Below are 24,528 nucleotides of genomic sequence, written 5' to 3'. Positions count from 1 at the left end.
CGGACTACACGGGAAGCGTTGTGCCGGTTTCCTTTTCGGCGAACGCGAACACCTCGGCGGCAGCTTCGTAGTCGCCTGCCAGTGCCGTGCGGCCGAGCATCACCAGCGGGCCCGACAGGCCGAACGGGCCGTCGTAGCCGATGTAGCTGCCCGGCGGAATCGGTTCGCTGATGCAGTACAACGTCGACGCGGCGCCGGCGTCGATGTCATTGGCGACAACGGTGGCGACTTTCCGCACCACCTTGTCGGCGGCGGCCAGCACCGGTTTGTCGGAGATGCTCGAGATGTTCGAGGCCACCCAACCGGGGTGGGTGAGCTGGCTGACGACAGGCGAATTCGCGGCCCGCAGCCTGCGGTCCAATTCGAGACCCCACAACATCACCGCGAGCTTGGACCTCCTGTACGCGCCCATCGACGTCCATTTACCGGTGCGCAGGTGCATGTCGTCGAGCCGAAGCTCGGCGGTTCGATGTGCGTGCGATCCGACATTGATGATCTTCGAGCGCACCCGCGGAAAGACCAGGTTCGTCAGCGCGAACGGCCCCAGCATGTTCTGGCCGATCTGCTTCTCGAACCCGTCGACGGTTTCTTCGCGTTGCTGCGTCAGCCCGCCCGCGTTGTTGATCAGAATGTCGACGTCGCCGTCGAGCGCATCGGCGAAAGCCCGCACCGACGACAGGTCTGCGAGGTCCACCTTCGCAATCGACGTCGAGCCGCCGATCTCCTTGGCGCGCTGCGCGCCCAGTTCCGTGTTGCGCACCGCCATGATCACGTGCGCACCCGCCCGGGTCAGCGCCCGCGCGGTCCCGAGGCCGACGCCGTTGGTCGCACCCGTCACGATGATGCGCTTGCCTGTCAGGTCGCCCAGCCGTGCCGGTGTCCAGTGCCTCGTCACGGGGCAAGGCTAGTGGGTTGGTTGTCACGCACCCCGCGGTAGATGCCCCAGCGGACTATCACGGGCATCAGCACGCGGTCGAACGACCACGCCGGGAACCGGAACGCCTGGCCCTTGGGGGTGAACACCTCGAGGCCGTTGGGCTGTACGCCGAGGACAGAACCCCAGCGGCGCTTGGGCGCGCGGTAGGAGCGCAGCGGCTTGCCGGCGAACTCGGCGCGGATGTTGTGGGCCAGGATCCCGTCCCCCCGGTTGCGCGCCGAGCTGCGGAGCGGATCGGTGGCCGCGACGTCGCCCACCGCGAACACCGTGGGATGCCCGGGCACCTGCAGTTGCGGTGTCGTCGCGACGAAGCCCTGCTCGTCGAGGAGCTCGGCAGGCAACCAGTCGGTATTGGGCCGCACCCGGCCGATCGCCCACAGCACGGCGTCGGCCGATGCCTGCGGCTGTCCGGTGCTCCACTGCACGGCCTCGCCGGTGATCTCGTCGCACATGAACCCGTCGGGAATCAGGGCACGGTGGCCGGGATGCAGGCCGACGCCCGCCTCGTCGAGCCGTCGCCGCACTTTCTCCCAAATCCGCGGGTGGTGTGACGGCAGTGCCCGCTCGCCGGGGTAGTAGAGGTCGACCCGCTTGTCGGGCCACGTGGTCGCGACCTGGGCAGCGCTGCTGATCGCCGCGGCACCACCGCCGATCACGATCACCGACTCCGCATCGGTGAGGCGTGCGTGCGCGTCGCGAAGGTCGGCACCGATTTCGTTGTGCGACTGTAGGTTCGGTGTGCGCCAGAATCCGTTGCTGACGCCTGTGGAGATGACCAGCGCGTCGTAGGGCTCCTGCGCCGACACGCCGTCATCACCACGGACGGTGACGGCGCGGGCGTCGAGGTCGACGCCGGTCAGCGTGCCGTGCACCGTGCGCACCCGGTCCAGGGCGCGGAACCGGTCGAACGGAATCCAGTTGGCCCGTGCCCACTCATCGGGCCGGGAGAGCCGCCAACCCAGTTCCTGGCCGCTGACCAGGGCGGGCTTGGCCGAGATGCCGACGACATCGAACTGTCGGGCCAGTCGGATGGCTGTGAGCACACCACTGTCCCCGAGCCCGGCGATCACGACACGTTTTCGGCTCACGCCATTTTGTAGCATCCGCAGACGCGCTTCGATTACCGAGGAGGCCAGGCGATGAAGTCGCACAGCTACGACGTCCGGGTGGCGTGGACCGGCAACACCGGCGTCGGCACCGCCGGTTACGCCGACTATCGACGGGACACGGTCACGACCGCAGGCGACAAAGACGGGCTGCTCGGATCTTCCGATCCGAATTTCCGCGGCGACCCCGCCCGGTGGAACCCGGAGGAACTTCTTCTCACATCGCTTTCGCAGTGCCACCTGCTGTGGTATCTGGACCTGGTCGCGAGGGCGGGTGTCGTGGTGACCGATTACGTCGACGAACCGAGCGCCACAATGGTTCTCAATTCTGACGGAAGTGGCCAGTTCCAGCGCGTCGTGCTGCGGCCGTCGGTCACCATCACCGATCCCGACGACCGATCCCGCGCTCTGGAGCTGCATTCGCGTGCCCACGACATGTGTTTCATCGCCCGCTCGGTCAACTTCCCGGTCGACTGCGAGCCAACGGTCGGCGTCCGGCAGACAGGTGCCTTAGGCTAACCATGCTCGATTGCCGCCACTCGCCCACCTAGAATTACTGCTGGCCGCGACCCGAGGAGCCACCGTGACGCACTACTTGCGACGAACGACAGGTGCGGTGATGGCCATGGCGACCGTGCCGATGGCAGGCGTCATCGTCTTCACGCCCGCAACCAGCTGGGCCTGCTTGCCCGGCGAGACAGCGGGCCCCACAGCTTGTGCGCCGTTCTGTCTGCCCGGCAAGGCGCTCGATGTGCAGACGGGTTTGTGCGTTCCCGTGTCGGACCCGCCGCCGAACGGTGTCAATCCCCCGATCAACGACTACTAGTGCGTCAGGCCGCAGGCGTGGGCACCCAGTTCCCGTGGAATCCGGCGGGCACCCGGTGTGGCAGCTTGATGCTCGCCACGTCCTCGAGCGTCTGCGCATCGAGGATCGCCAGCTCACTTCGATCGTTTGCACGGTCGTAGACGTAGCCCATCAGCACCCCGTCGTCCTCCGCGGCATCAGGCGAGGAAGGATGAAAGACGAACTCGCCGAGCGCTTTCTGTTTCCCGAACGGGCGCGCCTTGGCTCCGCCACCCACCAGGTCATGCTTGAGGAGCACGTCGTTTCCGCTTGCGCCCTCGCCGACCGTCGGCGCGTAGCCGTACCGGTGTCGCCTGCCGACCAGACGTTCGTCGACGCGGGGGAATTCCTGGCCGCGGTCGTCGACGCGGGACTCGCGCACCTTGCCGTCGGCCAGGTCGACGGTCCAGCGATCGAGCGTCGGCGGTCCTTCGTTGGGACCGAGGTGCTCGGTGTCGAACATCTTCGGATGCCGCACCACGTCCAGCACGACGGTGTCGCCGTCGTCGTAGGCGTTCATCGGGTGGAAGACGTAACACGGTTCGACGTCGAACCAGCGGACGTCGGAGTTGTCGCCGTCGCGGGGCATCACCCCAACCCGCGCGGGATACCTCGGGTTCCACGAATAGGGGAATCGACGGTCGGTGCCCTTGCCGCTCGGCTGCCTGGCTGAAACGGGATCCGGGATGCGGACGCGACCGATCAAGGCGGACAACATGAGTCGTGCTGGCAACCGCAGGCTGCGAGGCACCGTCATCTCGGCCGCCTGTCGGGTGTCGAACGTCACGGGCAGGTCGTAGAACACCACGTGACGCTCGGTCAGCGACATGTCGTGCATCATCGGACTGCCCGCCACTTCGATGTCGACGGTGCGCCGCGCCTTTCCGTCCGCACCGATCACCGAGTACTGCACGGTGTTCCCGCGATACATGCTGTACGAAACCGCATGCAGCTCATCGGTTTCCGGATCACGCTTGGGATGGGCGGTGTAGCCGCCGGTGAGCGTGCCGTCGAAGTCACAGACCCCGACGGTGTCTAGCTCGTCGGTCATCTCGAAATTGGCGACACCGGATTCGATCAGGGCGAGAGTCCTGCCCGCATGCCCGATCACGTTGGTGTTCGCGCCGATTCCGGACAGCCGAAAGTCGCCCGTCAGTGGGGTCTCGCCCAGCGCTCGTGCGGTCTGCGGGCCACGCACCCAGCGGTTCCGGTACCACTCCGCCTTGCCGTCGCGGATGCGGATGCCGTGCACCATGCCGTCTCCGACGAACCAGTGATACAGCTGCGGGTCGATCTCACCGATCGGGTTGGGACCGTTGCGCAGGTACCGGCCGTCGAGGTAGTCCGGAATCGTCCCCGCCACCTCCAGGTCGGTCAGCGTGTACTCACGGTCCACCGGCGCGAATTCGCCGTCGAGATAGCGGTTCGTCATCGCCACACCCCCAATAACAGTGTTATGAACTCCTCTTGTATAACACTGTTATGGCACCATGGCAACCGTGAGCGATGTGCGGGAGCAGATGGTCGAGGCGGGCATGCGAGTTCTCGAGCGGGACGGCATGGCTGCGCTCAGCGCTCGCAAACTCGCCGCCGAGACCGGCACCTCGACGATGGCCGTCTATACCCACTTCGGTGGCATGACCGGGCTCATCGACGCCATCGCCGGCGAGACGTTCGTCCGCTTCACCGCCGCGCTCACCGAGGTCGAGCGGACCGATGACCCGGTCGCCGACTTCTTTGTGATGGGGGTTCACTATCGAGAGTTCGCACTGGCCAATCCACAGCGCTACCAGATGATGTTCGGCACGACCGCCGACTCCCTCGACCGTCATCACGCCGATCTGACCGTTACCGGCAGCGCCAGCGACCGGGCCGAGTTCGCCGTGTCGTTCGAGGCGCTGCTGGAGGTGGTCCGGCGGATGATCGGTGCGGGCCGAATTCGCGACGACGGAGCGTCGGTGGTTGCCGGGCGGCTGTGGTGCCTCACCCACGGCGCGGTTCTGCTCGAGATCGCCGGCTTCTTCGGGCACGAGGGGCACGGAGTCACCGAGATCCTCGCGCCGATCACCGTCGACGTCCTGGTCGGCATGGGTGATGACCGGAACCGGACGAACCAATCGCTGACCGAGGCGGTCACGCGCATCGGCGACCGGATCTAATCGGCCGCGCCGTCGAGACCCGTCCGCAAGAGATCCCATGCGAGCCGTCGCGCCTCGGCCGCCTTCTCGTACATGGTCCTCTGCACGGACGGGATCGGATTCGGCTGCGTCGTACGCCCGTCGACGATGTCGTCGCACACGTCCTGCGCGACCCGAATCCCCATCAGGACAGCCTCGTTCACACCCTCGAGTGCCCGATTGAGGCGAGTGTCGTCCACGATTTGGTGCGCGTTGGCGAGTTCGACCGAGAAGTCGTTCACGACCTGCCCGATCTGTTCGAAAATCGGCAGCATCGCTTCTTCCCGCTCGGCGCGATCCTGGCTGCCCAGGACGCCCGCACCCCGGTTCCACAGCGTCGCCAGCATCTGGGTATGCAGGCTCACCGCCCGCGACACCTCTATCACCGCCTGTTTCTGAAGCTGATTGTGCAGATGGGTGCGCTCGACCTCCGCCTGCTGGTGGTGGGCAGCCAACTCTGCGCGATGAGATTTCTGCTGGCTCTCCAGTTCGGCCCTGTGCAGCTTTTGCGTTGATGCCAACTCGCGCACCGAGCGCTCCTCGGCGGCAGCCCGCTCGAGGGCCGAGCGCTGCTCGGCGGCCGCCAACTCGGTGCGCAGCCGCTCTTCCGCCAGGGCCGCTCGCTGGTTCGCCTGACGCTGAATGTTGACGGTCTGCCACAAGATGACCAGCACGGCGCAGAAGACCGCGGCGCCGAAGAACCAGTCTGCCTTGGGGCCGACTTCGCCGGGGGCCCCGAGGATGAACCACGCGATGGCCAGGCCGCCGACGGCCCCGCCGGACAGCCAGCCGACGCCGCGCCAGCCGTCGATCGCAGCGAACCAGCCGTCGGCTCGGCGGGCAGGCACTGTCCCGGGTATCGGCTCCGTCGCGTCCCGTACCTCGCCGCGTTCGGACTGGTCGCCTGCGACGGTGGACTCCACAAGTCCCGTCATCGACCCTCCGTTCCACCCGAGCCTTCCCGCGTTGCGGGTACAGACTAGGGAACCGCACACCCCATCGTCACACCGTGCCCGGGACTCCCGGTGACGCAGCGGGGCGCCGCCCGCTAGTGTCAACCCGTGCTCAAGTCGAGCGGGGCGACGGACAGGCACGCGTCGTCGGCTGCTCACTGCTTTCGTAATTGACCGCGGAGATTCGAGAGGCCCATGGGACAAGCAGCGCCACAGGATGATTCGTCGATCATCGTCAGTCTGTCCGAGGCGGCGATGCATATGTACAGCGCTGCGATCGACGCCTTGCCGTTCGCCGAGGACAAGAAATTCCACAAGCGGGCCGACGTGGTGCTCGAGGGCTTGCGGAAGCTGCGCACCGCCCTGGGTGATGCCGCCAGTAGCAACAGGCCGTCGCCTGCAGTGATCGTCGAGCTCAGCAATGTGAGGCGGCGATACGACTCCCTCATGGAGCATGCCGCCGCGGCACCCGGATCGAGCCTGGGCCAGCAGCTGTACGTGACGCGGGTGCACGCCAAGCTGTCGGCGGAAGAAGTGGCCAACGGCGCGGGACTGCCGACCCACCTGCCTGACGAGCTCGAGGCGGGCGGCACCCCCAACGATGACGAGGCCGCAAGGATCCGGGACACGATCGCCGCTCTCGGCGGAGTGCCCGGCACCGAACACCTGCAGCACCCCGAGCCCGATCATCACGAGGCCGAGGAGCACCACGACCACGACGATTCACACGTCAACGGTCACGAAGAACATTTCGCCGAGGAGCACGCCGGCTGAGCCGGGCCGAAAAATCCCGCGGCATGGTGTAGCGGTCAGCGGTCGAGCTCACCGGCTATTCCGCGTTCGATCGCCGCGCGGGTGCGCTCCGGCAGCACGATAAGACCGTCGAGTTCTCGTCGGGCGACATCGAAGGCGCGCCCCCGTTCCTGCGGGGTGGCCGCGGTGTCCGTCGCGATGCGCAGCGCGCTGTGCGCGCGGGAGAGACGCTGCTGCTGGTCCCTTGAGAAGTCGGCGCGGCGCTTGCGGATCGCTTCTGCCTCCGCAACCTCGAACGCCGTCACGTACTCCTCGACAGCGTCTCGGTAATCGCGGGCGGCGGCACTATCGTCGAGCAGATCCCCCGGCTCGGCGGGACGCAGCAGGTCGGCCCGCAGCTTGGCGCGGTGGAACCGCTGGGTGAACGGATCGCGCATATCGGTCATCAGCGGATAGTCGAGCAGCTTGCTGACATCCATTTCGTAGTCGAGCCAACGGGTGTCCGTGCGGTCGTGCTCACGCACCGTCCGCTCGATTGCCCGCCGCTGCGCCGACGTGCTGGTCCGTTGCGCCTGCGGAGACCCGCCCACCGCCGGGACGTCGTCGACGCGGTCGCGAACTTTGGACACCGCCTTGAAGCCGCCGTAGGCCAAGCCGATCAGCGGCACGACCACAATCAGCAGCTCCACCAGACGCACGATGAGCAAGCCCACTCCGCCAGGATGCCACCGCCGCGCCCCTGAGCGACTAGGGAGGAGTCTCGGGCTGCGCGTCAGTCGATCCTCGGGCGGACAGCAACAGCGCCACGACGACGAGTGCGATGCCGAGGATTTCCAGGATCGTCGGAATCTGTCGCAGCACCCCGATGCCGATCAGCGTCGCCGTCACCGGTAGGAGCGCCAGCAGCAACGCGAACTTCGCACTGCCGATCTGGACGAAGACGAGTTGGTCCAGCGCGTAGGGAATGGCGGTGGACAGCAGCCCGATGCAGAGACCGAGCAGCCATGTCCGGGAATCGGCGAAGACCGACGCGTCGATGAGTGCCTGGGGGACGAGGATGGCGGGGGCGAGGATCACCGCTCCCAGTGACATCCCCACCGCCAACGAATCGAGTCCGTCGCCGGTGTCGGCGACCCGCTTGCCGAGCAGGATGTAGCCGGCCCACATAGCCGCCGACACCAGCGCGAACAACACGCCGGTCAGGTTGGCGTCGAACTCCACCCCAGCCAGCAGCGCCACGCCGACGCATGCCAGCCCGACGGCGGCGAAGTCACGTCGTCTTCGTGAGCCGAGTGCCGCCACCGCCGTCGGACCGAGAAACTCGATGGCGACCGCGGTGCCGAGCGGGATGCGCGAGATCGCCTCGTAGATTGCGACGTTCATGCCGATGGTCACGAGCCCGAACGTCAACGCGACACCGGCTTGGCGCCTGCTCCACCGACGACGCCACGGTCGCCGCCACGCGAGCAGGGCGACTGCGGCGGCGGCGGCCCGAAGCCAGGCGACCGTCGCCGGCTCGGTGGTGTCGAACAGGAACACGCCGATGGCGGCGCCTGCGTATTGAGAGATCGCCCCGACCACGAAGATGATCGGGATCGACCATCCGGGCAGCAACGATGGAGATCGGATGAGTCGCAACGATACGTCGTCGGCATAGGGTGGATTTGTGAGCACCGACGACGAGCGGGACGGGGTGAAACTCACCAATCTCGACCAACCGCTCAGCCCGGAGGCGGGCGCCACCAAGCGTGACCTGGTGGACTACCTCGACGCCGTCGCCGATCGGATGCTGCCGGGGCTGGCCGGGCGACCGCTCACCGTGCTTCGAGTCCTGCGCGGGCAGGCGCCGTTCATGCAGAAGAACGTGCCGAAGTACACCCCGGACTGGGTGAAGACCGTCCCGATTTGGGCCGAGGCGTCCAAGCGGGAGGTGCACTATGCGCTGTGCGACGACCGACGCACCCTGTTGTGGTTCGCGAACCAGCGTGCGGTCGAATACCACCCGACACTGGGGCTTGCCGAAAACATCTACCGACCCACGCATTTGGTTCTCGATTTGGACCCACCCGGTAACGACGACTTCGGCGCCGTGGTGGCGGTCGCACATCTGGTCCGGCAGGCTCTGGCCGATGCGGGTCTGTCGGGGGCGGTGAAGACGAGCGGTGCGAAGGGAATTCACGTTTTCGTACCGATCGACGATTCCGCGCCTGTCGACGATGTGGCCGCGGCAACGCGTGCGGTCGCGGCGAGGGCGGAAGCGCTCGATCCCGCATTGGCCACGACTGCGTTCATCGTCGAGGACCGCGGCGGCAAGGTGTTCGTGGACTCCACCCGCGCAGGTGGGGCGACCGTCGCGGCCGCCTACAGCCCGCGCCTTCGACCGGGCACGCCGGTCTCCTTTCCGCTGGACTGGTCGGAGCTGGATTCCGTCAACCCCGCCGACTTCACCGTGCATTCGGCGATCGACGCGCTCGGCGACCGTGACCCGTGGGCCGATGCGATGCCCGAATCACAGCGGCTGCCAACAGACTTGATCGAACAGGGCCGCACCATCCCCGTCGCCCGGGTGGCCGCGATGCACGAAGGGAAGCGTCGCGCCAGGGCCCGCCGCACGACGTCCTAAACGGGAAGTGTTCGGCTGGAGTCGACCACGGGCAGCACCGACGCGCCAGTGCACCCCTGACCGCCTCGGCCAGCCCCTCAGCCGATGCGGCCGGTTCCACCAATGACGACGATTCGCATGATTGATCCCTTCTGATCGTTATCGCTGACGGCCAGAACGGATGGGACTTCGTCGATTCATCCCGATCTCGAAAGTTCTCTGCGGACTAGGACTCCAGCGAAACGAGGGTGATGTCCGGCGGTGCACCGATCCGGACGGGCGGGCCCCAGAAGCCCGCCCCCCTTGTGACGTACAGCTGCGTCTGGTCCACCGTCGAGAGCCCGGCGAGCGAGGGTTGCACAGCGCGGACGATGTAGTGGAACGGCCACATCTGGCCACCGTGGGTGTGGCCGGACAGTTGGAGGTCCACGCCACGCGCGGAAGCCTCCGTCACTTGAACCGGTTGGTGGGCGAGCAGAATCGTCGGTCGCGATCCGTCCACGCCGGACAGAGCCCGGTCGAAGTCAGGCGGGTGCGACCGTTGCTCACCGGCGACATCGTTGACACCGGCCAGATCGAAGGCGGCCGTTCCCCGCCGGATTGCCGTGTTCTCGTTCTGCAGCGGTGCTACGCCGAGTCGCTCCAACTCCCGTAGCCAGGACGCCGTGTCGTCGACGAAATACTCGTGGTTACCGGTGACGAAGAAAGAACCCTCCCGAGACACCAAGTCGCGCAACGGCTCCGCTGCGGGTCCGAGCTCCTCGACCGTCCCGTCCACCAGGTCGCCGACGATCGCAACGAGATCCGGCTCGGTTCCGTTGATCATCGCGACGATCCGCTCGGTATGCGCACGCCCGGCCAACGGGCCGAGGTGGATATCGGACACCACGGCGATGCGGAACCCGTCGAAGGCGGGATCGAGCCTGCGCAGTCGAATGGGGACCCGAAGGACGTCGGGCGGACCGAGTGCACTGGCCATGCCGACACCGACCAGGCTCACAGAGGCGACGCCTGCCGCGACCGCGCTCGTCCTGGCGATGAACACGCGGCGGTTAATCGCCCGCTCGTCCGCCTCGGCCAGGTCCGGCGATCTGCGGTTTATCCAGCGGCGCAAGGCAATTCGGACGGGCTCGACCACCAGCAAGGTGAGAAACAGATAGACGATCAGACCGAACCAGACATATCCGGGCCATGCGAGCCACGCCGGCTCACGCCATCCGAACAGCCTCGGTAACAGCAGCGTGCACACCAGGAGCACCAGCAGTGCGACGAGAACTGCGGTGAGCGCCCATCGAGCACCGCCCCCACTGGTGTCCTTGATCAGCCGCTTCCAGATATAGCAATGCATCAGTCCAAGGACCGCGGCGAGGATGGCGATGAACATGCGTCAGCAGGTCAGCGGCGGCAGTGCGTCGACGCGGAGAACACCTGCGCTGGTGGGGGGCTGCCTCATGGTCGCCTCAAGGCCCACCGCGATGGTGCCGCCATCCGCGCCGCCGACCGACGGGCGTAGGTAGGTGAGCGCACCCGACCGCGTGTCGATGACGGTCGCAGAGGTGTCGACATCATCGCCTGGGCGCCCTCTGTCCAGCACCACGTAGGGCCCGACGACAAAGAGCGGCGAGGCGTCAAACTTCCCGCCCGCAGGGACATCCCCCGTGACACGTACCAGCCCTGAGTTCGGTGACCAGTACGCGAGGGCGGGCTCGCCCCGGTCTGTTCCGGTGGACCACGCGTAGGCGTTGCCGTCGGTCGCGAGCGTCAACTGCTCGCGGCCGGTGCCGACCGCCCCGGCGACCGCGGGCGGCAACGCGTCCGGAATCTTCAGCTCTGCCCGCGCGCCGGTGTTCTGATCCCAGGCGACGTCCCATGTCAGGCCCGCGGCGGTGGCCCGCACGTTGCGCATCTCGCCGGCCGCCACCTCGCTGACGGTTCCGGTGTTCAGGTCATACGACTGAATCTTCCCGGCGTCGCCGACAAAGGTGTTTCGCGTGATCCAGTACACCTTCCCGCCGAACAGGGCGACCGAATCAATGGTCTTGCCGCCGGACGTGAGGTCCTCCAGAGGGCTGTCAACGACATTCCTGGTCGCACTGCCCTGCCGGTCCACCACGTCGATACGCGTGATCGTCGGGATGATGCCGTTGGCGCCGCGCGGTGAGTGCTCGACGCCGACGACGACCCAGCGGTCGTCCATCGTCACCGTCCCGATCGTGTTCTCGTCGGGCTCCGGCACCGCGTAGATCTCGCTCACGGATTTGTCGGAGTTGATCAACAGCAGGTTCCGAGTGCCGCCGTCGTCGTGTGAGACGGCAACCTCACCGCGCCTGCCGACGGCCATGGGAACGTTCGAGACGCCGCCGGTCTCGACGGCGCTCTCGTCGATGGCCTTTTGCCACGCCGCCGGGACCGTCGTTACGCAGGACGGCAGCGTGGTCGGTTTCGGGGCCGCGACCGTCGTCGTCGTGCTGGTGGCCGGCTGCTCGGCACCGGACCCGTCCGAGCACGCGGCCGCTGCGACTGTCAGGACCGCCATCGCGACGGCGACACGACCGCCTGCCGCCATCGCTGTCACACCGCCGCCCACCCACCGACCTTAGAACCTGCTCTATGAATCGGCAGTAGATGCCTCCGCCAGGGTTTTGATCCCGGCTACCGTCGCCGTCATCGCTTCGTCGAACTGGCGGAGACGGGCGGCGACGATCATTCGTTCTCGGCCGGGCTCCTGCCGACCAGCAGCGTCACTCCGGACGTACCGGGACCGAGCTGCACCCGGTACGTCAACTTGGTCCCGTTGTCCGTCGGGGTCAACGTGAAACGCCAGATCGCGGCGGGACATTCGCGCCCGCCGACGGCCCACGCGAAGACCCGAGGGGCGTCCCACTCGATCACCTCCGACTGAGTGGTCCATTCCCCCATCGCCGAATATCGATTGATGCCGACTGTGGCTGCAATCGTTGTGGAGACCTCGGTCCCGGGTAAGGGCACGCACCCGAGACTAGGGAGGGCCGGCGGCGGTGCACGCCGTCGCGGTGGTGATGTCAGTCATCTGTCACAGCGCCTCAAGCATCACGTCGAGCGGGTATCAGGGCCCCGCAACCCGTTTCGTTTTGCTGTTCTGCGGCAATCCCCTGCGCACGTAGCGGCGACAGCTCCCTTACGCGCGGCTACCCAACAGAAAGGACCGAGCATGGCGCTCAACGACGACGACATCACCACATCAGGCGGCGGCGGAGAGGGAACCGCCGACGGCGGCTCCAACCCCGAGGGCCACGACGGGGGCGCCGACGGAAGCGCAGGCGCTGAAGGTCCGGCCGACGGCGGCTCGAACCCGGCAGGCCACGACGGTGGAGCCGACGGAAGCGCAGGGGGCGAAGGCGCGGCCGACGGCGGATCGAACCCCGAAGGCCACGACGGCGGCGCAGACGGCACAGCCTGACCGCGCCTCGGTGCTGAGCCGCTGCGTCTCGATCGACCCCCAGATATTCGCTACCGAGTACTGGGGGCGTCGGCCGCTGCTCAGCACGTCAGACGCGCTCCCCCGCGACTTCAGCGATCTGCTCTCGCCGGACACGGTCGACGAATTGATCGCCGAGCGCGGGGTGCGCGCGCCGTTCATCCGCCTGGCCAGCGAGGGCGACGTGTTGGCCAAAGACAGCTATGTCGGTCCCGCCGGGTTCGGCGCAGAGATGCCCGACCAGGTGGACTCCGCCAAGGTGCTGGCCCAGTTCGCCAGTGGCGCAACGATTGTCCTGCAGGGCCTGCACCGACTGTGGCCGCCCGTAATCGACTTCGTTCGGCAGGCGGTCGACGAGCTGGGTCATCCGGTGCAGGCGAACGCCTACATCACGCCGCCCACCAGTCGCGGCTTCGATCCGCATTACGACGTCCACGATGTATTCGTCCTGCAGGCATCGGGGCAGAAGCGGTGGATCGTGCACGAGCCTGTCCATGTCGATCCCCTGCCGTCGCAACCGTGGACGGAGCACCGCGCTGCGATAGCCGACCGGGTGGCCGGGGCACCGGTCATTGACACGGTGTTATCCGAAGGCGATGCCCTGTATCTGCCACGCGGATGGATCCATTCGGCGCAGGCGCTGGAAACCACGTCGATTCATCTCACCGTCGGCGTGGCTCCCCTGACCGGCATCGACGTGGCACGAACGGTGATCGGCGAGATGGCGACCACGCAGGCATACCGGAGGTCTCTGCCGATGGGCGGCGACCCGACTGATCGGGATGAGATCATCGCGTCGGTGAGCAAGGTGATGGCGGAGATGGTCGCGACACTGCGGGACGAGGCGTCCGCGCTGAGCGACGCCGCAGCCTCGAGGTTGGTGCACCGGCACGCTGACCGGACACGGCCCGTCGCGATCCGTCCGCTGGCCGCCCTTCTGGCAGGCGAACAAGCCGATACAGTCCCGGTTCAGTGGCGGCACGGCCTGGTGACCACCATCCACGAATCCGACGGACATGTCGTGCTCCGACTGCCGGACAAGGTGCTAACACTGCCGATGTCCTGCGCAAACGCAGTCGCTGCCCTGCGCGCCGGGCAGGTGGCTGACGCCGGTAGCCTGCCGGGTCTCGACCACGCCGACGGGACCGTGTTGATCCGCAGACTGCTGCGAGAGGCTGTCGTCGTGCCGGTCGACGGATGACGGCTGCCGGAAGGGTGCCGTGCAGCGACCAGTCGGTGTTGCGCGCCGACCCGATGTACGGAACAGCCTCCGCCGGGTTCTCCTGGGTACTACTGGAATTGCCTGGCGCTTGGGGACATTCGGCGTTCCTGCAGTCTCCGACCGTCATCGACCCCAACCTCGGGCGCGCCATCGTCCGCCGCGTCGAGTCCGCGAAGATGCGCATCGCGGCAATTCGTCGTCCCGGTCGTCGGTCGGCCACACCACGATGGCGGTGGTTCGTGGCGCACTGCGAACCCGGTAGCGAAGCGCTGTACGGCGGCGAGGTCAGCGACCCCAGCGAATACCTCGATATCGCTCTCGACGGCAGCGACGGTTCGCCGTCCGCCGATCCTGTCGTGGCGATTTGTGCACACGGCAAGCACGATCAGTGCTGTGCAGTGCGGGGTCGCAGCGCCTGCAAGGCGATTGCGGCGCGATACCCCGAATACACCTGGGAGTGTTCACATCTGGGTGGTGACCGTTTCGCGGCGACCATGCTCGTGCTCCCCGAGGGGCTGTGCTACGGGCGGGTCGACTCGGCCGATTCGGCGGATCTCATCCGGCTTTATCTCGAAGGGCGCGTTGACAACAGGTTTCTGCGCGGGCGGACATCGCTGCCGCACGTCGTACAAGCCGCCCAGCACTTCGCCCGTGAGGCGTTTGGAGACGACCGCATCGCCAGCCTGTCACCGCTGACCGTCGAGCGGGGCGATCACCGAATCCGCGTAGTGCTTCAGGACGACGCGGGAACCATCAATGTCATGCTGACCGAGGAGATGTCGGAGCCGCTGTTGTCGCAGTGCGACGCACGGGTCCCCGGCCAGGTCCGGATGTTCAGGCTGGCATCGATCTACAGGGAGACGGTTCCGTAGTCGCCGATGTGCCCGATGAGCGCACGCAATTGATCGTCTGCTGTTCCAAAGGTGTTGTCGATGGCAGTGAGTCGCGACGCATAGTGGCCGACCGGGTACTCGGCCGTCATTCCGATGCCGCCATGCAGCTGGATAGCCTCTTGGGCGATGTGCCGTCCGGATCGGCCGATCTGCAGCTTGGTCCGCGCGGCGACGACCGGGTCGAATCTGCCGTCGGCGATCGACATCGCGGCGTAGAAGTTCATGCTGCGGGCCAACTCCTGTGACACGTACATGTCGGCGGCGCGCTGGGTCAGGGTCTGAAAATTGCTCAGCGGAACACCGAACTGCTTGCGTTCGCCGAGGTATCCGGTGGTCAGCCGCAGCGCCTCCTCCATCGCGCCGACCGCTTCTGCGCACAACGCGGACTGAAACCGAATGACGGTGCGCGCGATGTGTTCTGCGGCGTCACCGCCAGCCCCCAGCGGCTCGGCGGAGACGGCGTCGAAGTCCAGTTGAGCCCCCCGTCTGCCGTCGAAGGTGCGGTAGGCGCGCCGCGTCGTGGCGGCAGCGTCGACGAGGAACAGTCCCGAGCCACCGTCGGGAAGCGCGGCGGTGACGATGACCGAGTCAGCCGAATCGCCCGCCAGCACAGGGTTTTTCCGGCCACTGACCGTCCACGAGTCTGCGCTTTTCTCCGCCCGCGTGTTGAGTTCAGCAGGGCCCGTCCGTGCACCCGGCTCGTCGTGGGCGAAGGCCAACAGCACCTCGCCCGCCGTCACATCATCGAGAACCTTCTTCTGCTCGTCGGAACCCAGCTCGGCGATCAAACCGCCGGGGATCAGCGCCGCATGTGCCAGCGGCTCCGGCGCCAGCCGCCTGCCGATCTCGGTCATCACCACCATGACCTCGATCTGACCTGCCTCGTCGGGATCGAATCCAAGGCCCAGCAGGCCCACCTCCGCGAACTGCTTCCACACCTCGCGGCTCCAGCCGAGTTCACCGCTGGTGATCTCGTTGTATCGGGTGATGTCGTAGTTCCGCGACAGCACGTCGCGGGTGACATCGCGCAGCAGCTGCTGCTCCTCGGTCAGGTCGAAGTCCACGGTCAGCTCACAATCCCAGAATGGTCGAGGCGATGATGGTGCGTTGAATTTCGTTGGTACCGCCGTAGATCGACGTCTTCCGGTAGTTCAGGTAGCGGGGTGCAGCATGCTGCGCCCACACCGGTGCGTCGAGGTCGTCACCGCTGTCGAACGGCAACGCGTCCGGTCCGGCCACCTCGACGAGCAGTTCGGTGGCCGCTTGCTGCAGCTGGCTGCCACGCAGCTTGAGGATCGACGATGCGGGGTTGGGCTTACCGTCGGCCTCCGATCCGCTGACCCGCATCTGGGTGAGTTCCAGTGCCAATAGACCGTTCTCGATTTCGACAACCCGTGCCGCGAACAGGGGATCGTCGAGCAGCGTCGACCCGTTGAGGCGCACCTGGGCGGCCCGTTCCTTGACCTGTGACATCCACAGCTTGGTGTTGCCGATGCGCGCAATGCCTGTGCGCTCGTTGCCCAGCAGGAACTTCGCGTACGTCCAACCCTGGTTCTCCTCGCCGACCAGTTGATCGGCGGGCACGCGCACGTCTTCGAAGAAGACTTCGTTGACCTCGTAACCGCCGTCGATCAGCTTGATAGGTCGCAGGGTGATCCCCGGCGTATCCATCCTCGCCAGCAGAAATGAGATGCCCGCTTGACGCTTGGGCGCATTCGGGTCGGTGCGGGCCAGCAGGAAGATCCAGTCGGCGTACTGGCCCAGCGTCGTCCACGTCTTCTGGCCGTTGACGACGTAGCTGTCGCCATCACGTACGGCGGTGGTGCGCAGCGATGCCAGGTCTGAGCCGGCTTCCGGTTCCGAGAAGCCCTGACACCACCAGATGTCCAGGTTGGCGGTGGGCGGCAGAAACCGCTCCTTGAGCTCCTGCGACCCGAACTGGGCGATCACTGGGCCGACCATCTTGGCGTTGAAGGGCAGCGGCTCGGGCACCGCGGCCAACTGCATCTCGTCCAGCCAGATCTGGCGCTGCAGCGGTGTCCAGTCCTTGCCGCCCCACTCGACCGGCCAGTTGGGCACCGCTAGGCCGTGCTGGTTGAGGATCTGTTGGGTGCGGACCAAATCGTCGGGATAGTCCGGTTCCCCCGCGCGGGCCCGCTCACGGATATCGTCGGGAATCTCGGTGGTGTAGATGCGCCGAAGCTCTTCGCGGAAGGCGGCATCCTCGTCACTCAATTCCAGCTTCAAGGTCAACCCCGTTCTGTGTTGCGCTGCCGCAGATGCTTCCACGAGGTACCCGTCGAGGGCCACCTCCATGTGGCAGCGCACAAAAAAGGAAGGGATCGACGTCCCTTCCACTATCAATCTATATCGCACCCGGGGGCTTGCGGCAAGGCCCCGGTCTTGCTCCACAATCTTCCCCCTAGGCGAAACGCGCACCAATTGGGGGCATGTGACAACTCGGGAGTATGAGAGCGAGCTGCGCTCCGAACAGCAGTACGTGACCGAGCTCTACCGCCGGCTCGATGCTGAACGGGCGCGGGTGAAGGGCGGCTACGTCGCGGCGTTGCGGGGGCCGATCGACAAGAAGGACGGCGGGACGTTCGTGCAACGGGATTCCGAGGTGCGCGCGCTGGCCAAGGAGATGCGGCGGCTGGGTATCGCGGACAACGGTTTGTGCTTCGGGCGGCTGGACTCCCTCTCGGGCGACCGCTCCTACGTCGGCCGGATTGGCATCTTCGACAAGGACGACGAATACGAACCCTTGCTGATCGACTGGCGAGCGCCCGCGGCGCGTCCGTTTTACACGGCCACCGGCGCCAACCCGGAGAACATGCGCCGCCGTCGTCAGTTCCACACTCGCGGCAGGCAGATCACCGAATTCACCGACGAGGTCCTCGGCCGGCCCGACGGTGCGCAGCAGGGAGACGGTAGCGATGCCGCCCTGCTCGCGGCGGTCAATGCACCGCGCGGCGACGGGATGCGCGACATCGTCGCCACCATCCAGGCCGAACAGGACGAGATCATCCGGCTCGACCATCCTGGCGTGCTCGTGATCGAAGGTGGCCCCGGCACCGGCAAGACGGTGGTGGCGCTGCACCGGGTCGCATACCTGCTCTACACCCAGCGCAAGCGGATCGAGAATCACGGTGTGCTCGTGGTCGGTCCGAATTCGGCCTTTCTCAACCACATCGGCCGCGTCCTGCCGTCGCTCGGTGAGACCGACGTGGTGTTCATGACGACCGGGGACCTGGTGCCCGGTTTGCACGTGAGCGACGAAGATGCGCCGGAGGTCGCGCGGCTCAAGGGCTCACGCATGATGGCCGATGTGCTCGCGGCGGCGGTCGCCGACCGGCAACGGCTGCCGGAAGAGCCGATACCGATCAACCTGGCCGACGTCACGGTGCAGATCGACGCGGAAACGGCGCAGTGGGCGCGAGATGAGGCGCGCGGAAGCCAGAGACCGCACAACGAGGCCCGCGCCGTCTTCATCGACATCGTCACGTATGTGCTGACCGAGCGGGCGATAGCGCGCATCGGGCGCGGCTGGCTGACCCGGGAAGACAAGAAGGCGTGGGAGCAGATGCGCAGCGACCTCATCCGCGACCTTGCCGACAATGCCTCCTTCTCGGCGGCGGTCGAGGAACTCTGGCCGATACTCACCCCCGAATCGCTGTTGGCCACGCTGTACTGCTCGCCCGAGCGCTTGCGGGCGGCGGGGGCGGACGCAGCGCTGCTTCGTGCAGAAGGCGACTCGTGGACGGTGTCGGACGTGCCGTTGCTCGACGAGCTGGTCGACCTGTTGGGGCCGGACAAGCCCGTTGACGACTCCGCAGAGCGGGAGCGCAAAGCCGAAGCCAAGTACGCCGAGGAGGTCCTCGACATGATGGTCGGTCGGGAAGACCTGATGTCCGACGAGGACCATCTGCTCGCCACCGACCTGCTCTACGCCGAGGACCTGGCTGACCGCTTCGTCGTACGCGATACCCGGGAGCTCGCCGAACGCGCGGCCGCCGACAGGGACTGGACCTACCGGCACGTCGTCGTCGACGAGGCGCAGGAACTGTCCGCAATGGATTGGCGGGTGCTGATGCGCCGCTGCCCGAGCCGGTCCTTCACGGTGGTCGGTGACCTCGCGCAACGCCGGTCGGCGGCTGGAGCGACATCGTGGGACACGATGCTGGATCCGTACGTGCCAGGCCGGTGGATGTACCGGTCGCTGTCGGTGAATTACCGCACTCCGGCAGAGATCATGACCGTCGCCGCCGCCCTGCTCGCCGAGTTCGCGCCGGACGTCCAACCGCCGGATTCGGTGCGCGCGACAGGTGTCAAGCCATGGTCCAAACAGGTCACCGAAAACGAATTAGCCTCTGCGATCGAAGATTTCGTCCGCGAGGAAGCGCAACGCGAAGGCACGAGCGTTGTGATCGGCCCACCCGGTGTGCCGGGTGCTGTGGCACCGTCGGAAACGAAGGGACTGGAATTCGACGCGGTCCTTGTGGTGGAGCCGGAGCGGATACTGGCGGCGGGACCGCGCGGCGCGGCCGAACTGTACGTCGCCCTCACCCGTGCCACGCAACGCCTTGGCGTCCTGCACCGCGGCCCGCTGCCCTCTGCGTTGAGTGGACTCGCCGACAACCGGGGTTAGTGGGCGCGCATGTGCAGCACTTGGGCCGGCTCCCGGTCCGACAGGGGCTCCGGTAGGTCACCCTGATAGGACGGGTGCCTGCGCATCGCGGCCACGAGTGCCTCTGACCGGGTTCGGGATGCCCGCCACCCGGGATGCGCTTCGAGGAAGACGACATTGGCGGCTGCGGCCGTCGTGGTCATGTCACCACCACCTTGTGCAAATATGGCGTCGTTCTTCGGACGTTGTATTCAATGTGCCCGGCGAGCCTGAGCGAGACCGTCAGCACTGCCCGTGAAGTCGCTAAGAAGTGCCCCGCCGTTGCACTCTCTAAACCCGTCGCTTCCGCCGGGTATTCCTACTTCCAGGCGAATACCGGCTGCTCCAAGTCGTCGACCCGGTCGTTGCGTCCCTCCAGCCCCAGCCGCCTCAGCTGCAGCAACACGGCACCTGTCGGAGCGTGGATCAGGTCGTTGCCAAGCGGAATCTGCACGACCGGGCGCGGGCTCTCCGGGATCGAGATGAAGCGCGGAGAGTCGTCGCGCTGAAGTTGGTGCAGCCCGACGCGGTAGACGGCCACCACCTCGTCGGGTGCGGGACGCGGGTCGAGCCGTCCGCCACCCCAGATCACCACCGGGGTGATGACGTAACCCGAACGTGTCGGGTAGTCGTCCAAGAGCCCCAAGACATCGGCTTCGGTCAGCGTGACGCCGACTTCTTCGTCCAGCTCCCGCAGCGCGGCGTCGACCACTGTTTCGCCCGGGTCGAGGCGGCCGCCGGGAAGTGCCCACTGGGCGGCGTGAGACGAGAGCCGGGTGGCCCTGCGGCACAGCAGGAAAGCGGCTCCGCCTGCCACGTCGACCATCCGGCCGTCGAGGCCTTCCAGCACGATCTCGCGTCCGTCGTTCCAGGCGTCGACATTCACCGGGTCGACCCTGTCGTCTCCGACATCGGAGTCCACGAGCACCACGGCGACGGCCGCGTGCCGCTTCGTCGGGTCGGCCACCGCGCGCCGGTCGTGGGCTGTCAAGTTCGCCCTGATCCGCTCGCGCAACGCGTCGTCGTACGTGATCGTCACCGCTCGACCTTAGGACGAGGGGACGATGAAGACGTGCCCGAGGGTGACACCGTGTATGCGCTGGCCCGCCGCCTCGACGGTGCGCTGCGCGAGCGCATGCTGACGCACGGCGAGTTGCGGGTACCCGCGCACGCGACCGCGGACCTGGCCGGGCTGACGGTTCTGGGCCACGTCACGCACGGCAAGCACCTGCTCACCCGGCTCACCGGTGACCTCACGCTGCACACCCACCTCAAGATGTCGGGCTCCTGGACCATCTCTTCTACCGGGCGGTGGCTCCCGCCGACTGTCATGGCCGATGTGCGGGTGGTGCTGCGGACCGACGAAGGTCCGGCGGCGTACGGCGTGCGCCTGCCGGTCGTCGAGTTGCTGCGCACCCGCGACGAGGCATCTGCTGTCGGGCACCTGGGCCCCGACCCGTTGCGCGACGACTGGGACGCCACCGAAGCCGCGCGTCGCCTGGCCGCCGACCCCAGCCGAGCCCTCAACGCCGCCCTGCTCGATCAGCGCTGCGTCGCCGGATTCGGCAACCTGTGGGCCAACGAACTCTGTTTCCTGCGCGGGCACAACCCGTGGACACCGGTGGAAGACGTCGACATACCGGCGCTCCTTGAACTCGGGGCAAGGGCTCTACGGCATTCCGCCACTGTTCCCGGAGCGATGCAGGTGACGACGGGCGTACGTCGCAAGGGCGAGCAGCACTGGGTGGCCGGCCGGGCGGGCCGTCCGTGTCTGCGATGCGGTACGCGGGTTCGAGTCGTGGCCGAGGTGGCCAACGATCCGGAACGCCGGCGCACCTGGTGGTGTCCTACCTGCCAGCCGGGCCGCCCGTGAACGCGGCGTCGAAGAACTCGTGCTCCAGACGCATTGCCCGCCGATAGGCGATGCGGACGGTGGCGGTGTCATCAGCCTGTTCATCGAGGAGCCGCTCCAAAGATGTCGCCGTCGCGTCGAACTCCGGATCGGCGTAAGTCCGCACCCACTGTGCGTAGGGCCCCGCAGTGTGCGCATCGAGCGACGAGCCGAGCCACGCATAGAGCCGCATGCACGGTGTCATCGCCGCGTAGATGACGCCCAGATCCTGCGTACAGGCCGTTGCCAGCAGAAACTCCGTGTAAGCCGACGTCGCAGGCAACGGCTCCACGCGGGTCATGTCGATGCCCCACGAGCCCGCGTAGTCAGCGTGCAGTCCCAGCTCGTGTCGAACGCCGGTGAGGAGGTCGGCCAGGGTGAGCAGTGTTGACGTGTCCCGGCTGCGCGCCAGTGCCAAAGCATATGCGCGGGCGAAGGATTCGAGGAAGAAGGCGTCTTGCGCGATGTAGCCTGCGAAAAGCTCCCTCGGCAGCGAGCCGTCCCCGATGCCGCGTACGAATGGGTGCGCGAGTACGTCGGCCGCCACATCGGCGCTTTCCGACCACAACCGCGCGGACAACGTCACGAGCGGACCGGTCAGCGCTTCAACCAACTCCGCACCGTTTCGAGATCCCTGGTCAGAGACATCAGGATGCCGTCCCGGTACAACACTCCACCGCTGATCGCGTGGCTGCCCTGCCAGATGATGTGGACGCGGTCCGGCCTGCGCAGGTAGTAGTCGCTGCGATCGGCGTCCCTGTGCTGCCAGCCGGCTTGGGCGGCAAGGTCAGACACCTCCTCGCGCTCGACGATTGCCGTCATGGCATGTACCTCCTGTGTCGCACGGGTACGTTATCAGCCGCGGTCGCCCTGCAGGCTGCGGCGCAGGGTCGCCGCCCGCAGCGTGAGGTGATTGCGCTCGGCGACGTTCTGCGCCCGATCGGCGGCAGCGACGTACAGCTCCGCGGCGGTTGCGATGTCGCCGGCCCGCTCGTGAAGGTAGGCGGCCGAGGCCGTGTACCGCGGCAGCGTCGGGTCGAGCGCGGCGAGCGCCGCCAATCCGGCCCGCGGGCCGTCAGCCTCGCCGACCGCGACGGCGCGGTTGAGCCGCACGACCGGGCTGTCAGTGAGCCTGACGAGCTCGTCGTACCACTCGACGATTTGCGGCCAGTCGGTCTCGTCGGCCTTCTGCGCGTCGCCGTGCAGAGCGGCGATCGCGGCCTGTGCCTGGTACTCACCCAGCTGGTCGCGAGCCAGCGCCGCCTGCAACACGGCTACCCCCTCGGCGATCATGTCGCGGCGCCAGAGGCTGCGGTCCTGATCGGCGAGCGGCACGAGGCTGCCGTCGGCGCGTGTCCGTGCCGGACGTCTGGCGTGGTGGAGAAGGAAGAGGGCGAGTAGGCCCGCGACCTCCTCATCCTGGGTGGAGGCGGCGAGCTGCCGCGCCAGCCGGATCGCCTCGGCGGCGAGGTCCACGTCGCCGCTGTAGCCCTCGTTGAACACCAGGTACAACACCTTCAGCACGGTGCGCAGATCGCCTGGCTCGTCGAGCCGGACATCGCCGACAATGCGCTTGGCCCGGCTGATTCGCTGTGCCATCGTCGATTCGGGCACGAGGTACGCCTGCGCGATCTGGCGGGTGGTGAGGCCGCCGACGGCCCGCAAGGTGAGGGCGACAGCCGATGGGGCGGTCAGGCTGGGGTGCGCGCACAGGAAATAGAGGTGCAGCGTGTCGTCCACAGAGGCGGCCGGCCCCGGCGGTGGCTCGTCGGACACCACGCTTTCACGGCGGCGACGCGCGGTGTCGGATCGTGTCAGATCGATGAAGCGCCGCCACGCCGTCGTGATGAGCCAGCCCTTGGGATCGTCCGGATATTCAGCGGACCACGTTCCCCACGTTTCGAAGGCGCGTACCAGCGCTTCCTGCACGGCATCCTCGGCGGTCGCGAAATCCGCCCCGCGGTGGACGAGGGCCGCCAACACTTCCGGGATCAGATCCCGCAGCTGCGCCTCGTCGACCGCGCCGACGGCCATCACTCAGTGATGCTCGTCGGGGCACCCATGAACGGCCGCAGTTCGAGCCACTCGTGAATCGGCCTGCCTCCCGCGCCGGGCGCCGCCGACAACTCACCGGCCAGCTCCACCGCCCGCTGGTAGGAGGCGACGTCGATGATCATGAAGCCCGCGATCAGATCCTTGGTCTCGGCGAACGGCCCGTCGGTGGCCGGCGGCTTGCCCTCGCCGTCGTAGCGAACCCATGCGCCCTCGGAGGCCAACGCCTGGCTGTCGACGTACTCGCCGCTGTCTCGGAGCCGGTCGGCGAAGTCCTCCATGTACTGGATGTGCGCGTCGATCTCGTCGGGCGTCCACTGGTCCATCGGCACATCGTTTACCGACGCCGGTGCGCCTCGGTAGTGCTTGAGAAACAGGTACTTGGCCATGCGGCTCTCCCTTCTGGTTGGCGACCCTAGTTGGTCACTCATCCATGGGACGGAGCCGTCACGCCGTTCTCGACATCTACTTCTGGGGCTTTTCCTGGATCTCGTCCTCGGCCTCGGTCGGCAGAGCTTGAGCCCCGGGGGTGGCAGGCGTCAGCACGTCGTCGATGGGAGCATCTGCACCAGTCGGCTCGGTCATTGTCATCTCCGTTTCGTCGGGGCGGCGATCAGCCGCCGCAGCACTGTCATCGCGCGGTGTACCCAATCTCAGGATCGGCGGAACGCAGACCCTCAGAAGCCTGTGCTAGGTCGCGGTGCCGGTCCTGTGGGAGTAATCGGGTAAGGGCAACTGTTCAGCAGCGTTCATCCGGTTGCCGGTCACAGCGCCCAGCGCTTTACCGACCGGGCTCGAAACCAGACGGGCGCCGGCGTGAAGCGCGCGGATGCCGGTACGGGTCCGAGGGCCCTCGTTGCGGCGTTGGGGGAAACGTTCGATGACGGTCGTTTTCCAGCCGCGCGATGCGAGCTGATGAGCGAGTGCGGGCCCGCCGATGCCTGCGCCGGAGATGACGGCGTGGGGAGTCAAGTG

At 67.0% G+C, this 24,528-nt stretch carries 27 protein-coding genes and 1 pseudogene; 10 read left to right on the top strand and 18 right to left on the bottom strand.

Going from position 1 to position 24,528, the window contains the following annotated elements; all coding sequences use genetic code 11:
* Positions 1–4 precede the first annotated feature (4 nt).
* Together QOJ24_RS15515 and QOJ24_RS15510 are read right to left on the bottom strand one after the other, a co-directional pair.
* Positions 5–895 carry an SDR family NAD(P)-dependent oxidoreductase gene (locus QOJ24_RS15515; protein ID WP_526262685.1) on the bottom strand — a complete coding sequence of 297 codons (891 nt, stop codon included), beginning with the start codon at positions 893–895 and terminating at the stop codon, positions 5–7.
* Positions 892–2,025, bottom strand: a complete 1,134-nt coding sequence (locus QOJ24_RS15510) for an FAD-dependent oxidoreductase (protein ID WP_526262683.1) — start codon at positions 2,023–2,025, stop codon at positions 892–894. Before QOJ24_RS15510 ends, QOJ24_RS15515 begins: the two co-directional genes overlap by 4 nt.
* 51 nt (positions 2,026–2,076) lie before the next feature.
* Here QOJ24_RS15510 and QOJ24_RS15505 point away from each other — a divergent pair, with 51 nt between their 5' ends.
* The gene (locus QOJ24_RS15505) at positions 2,077–2,562 is read left to right on the top strand and encodes an OsmC family protein (protein ID WP_526262681.1); all 486 of its coding nucleotides are present in this window, start codon (positions 2,077–2,079) and stop codon (positions 2,560–2,562) included.
* 64 nt (positions 2,563–2,626) lie between these two features.
* Positions 2,627–2,869, top strand: a complete 243-nt coding sequence (locus QOJ24_RS15500; RefSeq protein ID WP_526262680.1) for a hypothetical protein — start codon at positions 2,627–2,629, stop codon at positions 2,867–2,869.
* Between the two features lie 4 nt (positions 2,870–2,873).
* Here QOJ24_RS15500 and QOJ24_RS15495 read toward each other — a convergent pair whose 3' ends face one another.
* Positions 2,874–4,319 carry a carotenoid oxygenase family protein gene (locus tag QOJ24_RS15495; protein ID WP_526262678.1) on the bottom strand — a complete coding sequence of 482 codons (1,446 nt, stop codon included), beginning with the start codon at positions 4,317–4,319 and terminating at the stop codon, positions 2,874–2,876.
* A gap of 58 nt (positions 4,320–4,377) precedes the next feature.
* Between QOJ24_RS15495 and QOJ24_RS15490 the strand changes: the two genes are divergently transcribed.
* Positions 4,378–5,046 carry a TetR/AcrR family transcriptional regulator gene (locus QOJ24_RS15490; protein WP_526262676.1) on the top strand — a complete coding sequence of 223 codons (669 nt, stop codon included), beginning with the start codon at positions 4,378–4,380 and terminating at the stop codon, positions 5,044–5,046.
* Here the strand turns inward: QOJ24_RS15490 and QOJ24_RS15485 are convergent.
* Entirely contained in the window at positions 5,043–5,999 is a 957-nt protein-coding gene (locus tag QOJ24_RS15485) for a hypothetical protein (RefSeq protein ID WP_526262674.1), read from the bottom strand. The genes QOJ24_RS15490 and QOJ24_RS15485 overlap by 4 nt on opposite strands.
* Before the next feature lie 213 nt (positions 6,000–6,212).
* On the opposite strand from QOJ24_RS15485, the gene QOJ24_RS15480 reads away from it, so the two are divergent.
* A complete protein-coding gene (locus tag QOJ24_RS15480; RefSeq protein WP_526262672.1) occupies positions 6,213–6,791 on the top strand; it encodes an XRE family transcriptional regulator in 579 nt (192 codons plus the stop codon).
* A gap of 35 nt (positions 6,792–6,826) precedes the next feature.
* On the opposite strand, the gene QOJ24_RS15475 is transcribed toward QOJ24_RS15480, so the two are convergent.
* Positions 6,827–7,483, bottom strand: coding sequence for a hypothetical protein (locus tag QOJ24_RS15475; protein ID WP_526262670.1), 657 nt, complete (start codon positions 7,481–7,483; stop codon positions 6,827–6,829).
* A 34-nt stretch (positions 7,484–7,517) separates the two neighbouring features.
* The gene (locus tag QOJ24_RS15470; RefSeq protein ID WP_526262668.1) at positions 7,518–8,408 is read right to left on the bottom strand and encodes an EamA family transporter; all 891 of its coding nucleotides are present in this window, start codon (positions 8,406–8,408) and stop codon (positions 7,518–7,520) included.
* A 28-nt stretch (positions 8,409–8,436) separates the two neighbouring features.
* Between QOJ24_RS15470 and QOJ24_RS15465 the strand changes: the two genes are divergently transcribed.
* The gene (locus QOJ24_RS15465; RefSeq protein WP_526262666.1) at positions 8,437–9,393 is read left to right on the top strand and encodes a DNA polymerase domain-containing protein; all 957 of its coding nucleotides are present in this window, start codon (positions 8,437–8,439) and stop codon (positions 9,391–9,393) included.
* 205 nt (positions 9,394–9,598) lie between these two features.
* Here QOJ24_RS15465 and QOJ24_RS15460 read toward each other — a convergent pair whose 3' ends face one another.
* From QOJ24_RS15460 to QOJ24_RS15450, 3 genes are all read right to left on the bottom strand, one after another.
* A complete protein-coding gene (locus QOJ24_RS15460; RefSeq protein WP_526262664.1) occupies positions 9,599–10,756 on the bottom strand; it encodes a metallophosphoesterase in 1,158 nt (385 codons plus the stop codon).
* Between the two features lie 3 nt (positions 10,757–10,759).
* Positions 10,760–11,959: a hypothetical protein gene (locus QOJ24_RS15455; protein ID WP_526262662.1), complete on the bottom strand. Its 1,200-nt coding sequence runs from the start codon at positions 11,957–11,959 to the stop codon at positions 10,760–10,762.
* A gap of 116 nt (positions 11,960–12,075) precedes the next feature.
* Positions 12,076–12,360: an SRPBCC family protein gene (locus QOJ24_RS15450; protein ID WP_526262660.1), complete on the bottom strand. Its 285-nt coding sequence runs from the start codon at positions 12,358–12,360 to the stop codon at positions 12,076–12,078.
* A gap of 202 nt (positions 12,361–12,562) precedes the next feature.
* Between QOJ24_RS15450 and QOJ24_RS15445 the strand changes: the two genes are divergently transcribed.
* From QOJ24_RS15445 to QOJ24_RS15435, 3 genes are read left to right on the top strand one after another with little or no spacing between them, the layout of a single operon-like run.
* Positions 12,563–12,811, top strand: a complete 249-nt coding sequence (locus QOJ24_RS15445) for a BatC protein (protein WP_526262658.1) — start codon at positions 12,563–12,565, stop codon at positions 12,809–12,811.
* A 10-nt stretch (positions 12,812–12,821) separates the two neighbouring features.
* Entirely contained in the window at positions 12,822–14,030 is a 1,209-nt protein-coding gene (locus tag QOJ24_RS15440) for a cupin domain-containing protein (protein ID WP_526262801.1), read from the top strand.
* Positions 14,027–14,923 (top strand): ferredoxin family protein, encoded by an 897-nt coding sequence (locus QOJ24_RS15435; protein WP_526262656.1) that lies wholly within the window; start codon positions 14,027–14,029, stop codon positions 14,921–14,923. The genes QOJ24_RS15440 and QOJ24_RS15435 overlap by 4 nt, the downstream gene beginning before the upstream one ends.
* Here QOJ24_RS15435 and QOJ24_RS15430 read toward each other — a convergent pair.
* Complete coding sequence (locus QOJ24_RS15430) at positions 14,902–16,008, bottom strand: acyl-CoA dehydrogenase family protein (protein ID WP_526262654.1); 1,107 nt, start codon at positions 16,006–16,008, stop codon at positions 14,902–14,904. The genes QOJ24_RS15435 and QOJ24_RS15430 overlap by 22 nt on opposite strands.
* 7 nt (positions 16,009–16,015) lie before the next feature.
* Positions 16,016–17,191, bottom strand: coding sequence for an acyl-CoA dehydrogenase family protein (locus QOJ24_RS15425; protein WP_526262652.1), 1,176 nt, complete (start codon positions 17,189–17,191; stop codon positions 16,016–16,018).
* A 205-nt stretch (positions 17,192–17,396) separates the two neighbouring features.
* Here QOJ24_RS15425 and helR point away from each other — a divergent pair, with 205 nt between their 5' ends.
* Positions 17,397–19,592, top strand: coding sequence for an RNA polymerase recycling motor ATPase HelR (gene helR / locus QOJ24_RS15420; protein ID WP_526262650.1), 2,196 nt, complete (start codon positions 17,397–17,399; stop codon positions 19,590–19,592).
* On the opposite strand, the gene QOJ24_RS15415 is transcribed toward helR, so the two are convergent.
* Together QOJ24_RS15415 and QOJ24_RS15410 are read right to left on the bottom strand one after the other, a co-directional pair.
* Positions 19,589–19,774 (bottom strand): hypothetical protein, encoded by a 186-nt coding sequence (locus QOJ24_RS15415; protein ID WP_526262648.1) that lies wholly within the window; start codon positions 19,772–19,774, stop codon positions 19,589–19,591. The genes helR and QOJ24_RS15415 overlap by 4 nt on opposite strands.
* A gap of 155 nt (positions 19,775–19,929) precedes the next feature.
* The gene (locus tag QOJ24_RS15410) at positions 19,930–20,649 is read right to left on the bottom strand and encodes an NUDIX hydrolase (protein WP_526262646.1); all 720 of its coding nucleotides are present in this window, start codon (positions 20,647–20,649) and stop codon (positions 19,930–19,932) included.
* Positions 20,650–20,682: 33 nt separating this feature from the next.
* Here QOJ24_RS15410 and QOJ24_RS15405 point away from each other — a divergent pair, with 33 nt between their 5' ends.
* Positions 20,683–21,483 carry a DNA-formamidopyrimidine glycosylase family protein gene (locus QOJ24_RS15405; protein ID WP_526262644.1) on the top strand — a complete coding sequence of 267 codons (801 nt, stop codon included), beginning with the start codon at positions 20,683–20,685 and terminating at the stop codon, positions 21,481–21,483.
* On the opposite strand, the gene QOJ24_RS15400 is transcribed toward QOJ24_RS15405, so the two are convergent.
* The 5 genes and pseudogenes from QOJ24_RS15400 to QOJ24_RS15380 all read right to left on the bottom strand — a co-directional run.
* A complete protein-coding gene (locus QOJ24_RS15400; protein ID WP_526262799.1) occupies positions 21,458–22,087 on the bottom strand; it encodes a TenA family protein in 630 nt (209 codons plus the stop codon). The genes QOJ24_RS15405 and QOJ24_RS15400 overlap by 26 nt on opposite strands.
* An 11-nt stretch (positions 22,088–22,098) precedes the next feature.
* A complete protein-coding gene (locus tag QOJ24_RS15395) occupies positions 22,099–22,323 on the bottom strand; it encodes a hypothetical protein (protein WP_526262642.1) in 225 nt (74 codons plus the stop codon).
* 33 nt (positions 22,324–22,356) lie between these two features.
* A complete protein-coding gene (locus tag QOJ24_RS15390) occupies positions 22,357–23,535 on the bottom strand; it encodes an RNA polymerase sigma factor (RefSeq protein WP_526262640.1) in 1,179 nt (392 codons plus the stop codon).
* A complete protein-coding gene (locus QOJ24_RS15385) occupies positions 23,535–23,942 on the bottom strand; it encodes a YciI family protein (RefSeq protein WP_526262638.1) in 408 nt (135 codons plus the stop codon). Before QOJ24_RS15385 ends, QOJ24_RS15390 begins: the two co-directional genes overlap by 1 nt.
* A gap of 301 nt (positions 23,943–24,243) precedes the next feature.
* A pseudogene (locus tag QOJ24_RS15380) lies at positions 24,244–24,528 on the bottom strand (hypothetical protein); the annotation flags it as partial.

It is taken from the genome of Mycobacterium sp. (assembly GCF_032159775.1).
In the GTDB taxonomy this organism is placed as follows: domain Bacteria; phylum Actinomycetota; class Actinomycetes; order Mycobacteriales; family Mycobacteriaceae; genus Mycobacterium.
The sequence above is the reverse complement of the archived record's forward strand: the minus strand, read 5'-3'. Positions and strand labels throughout refer to the sequence as shown.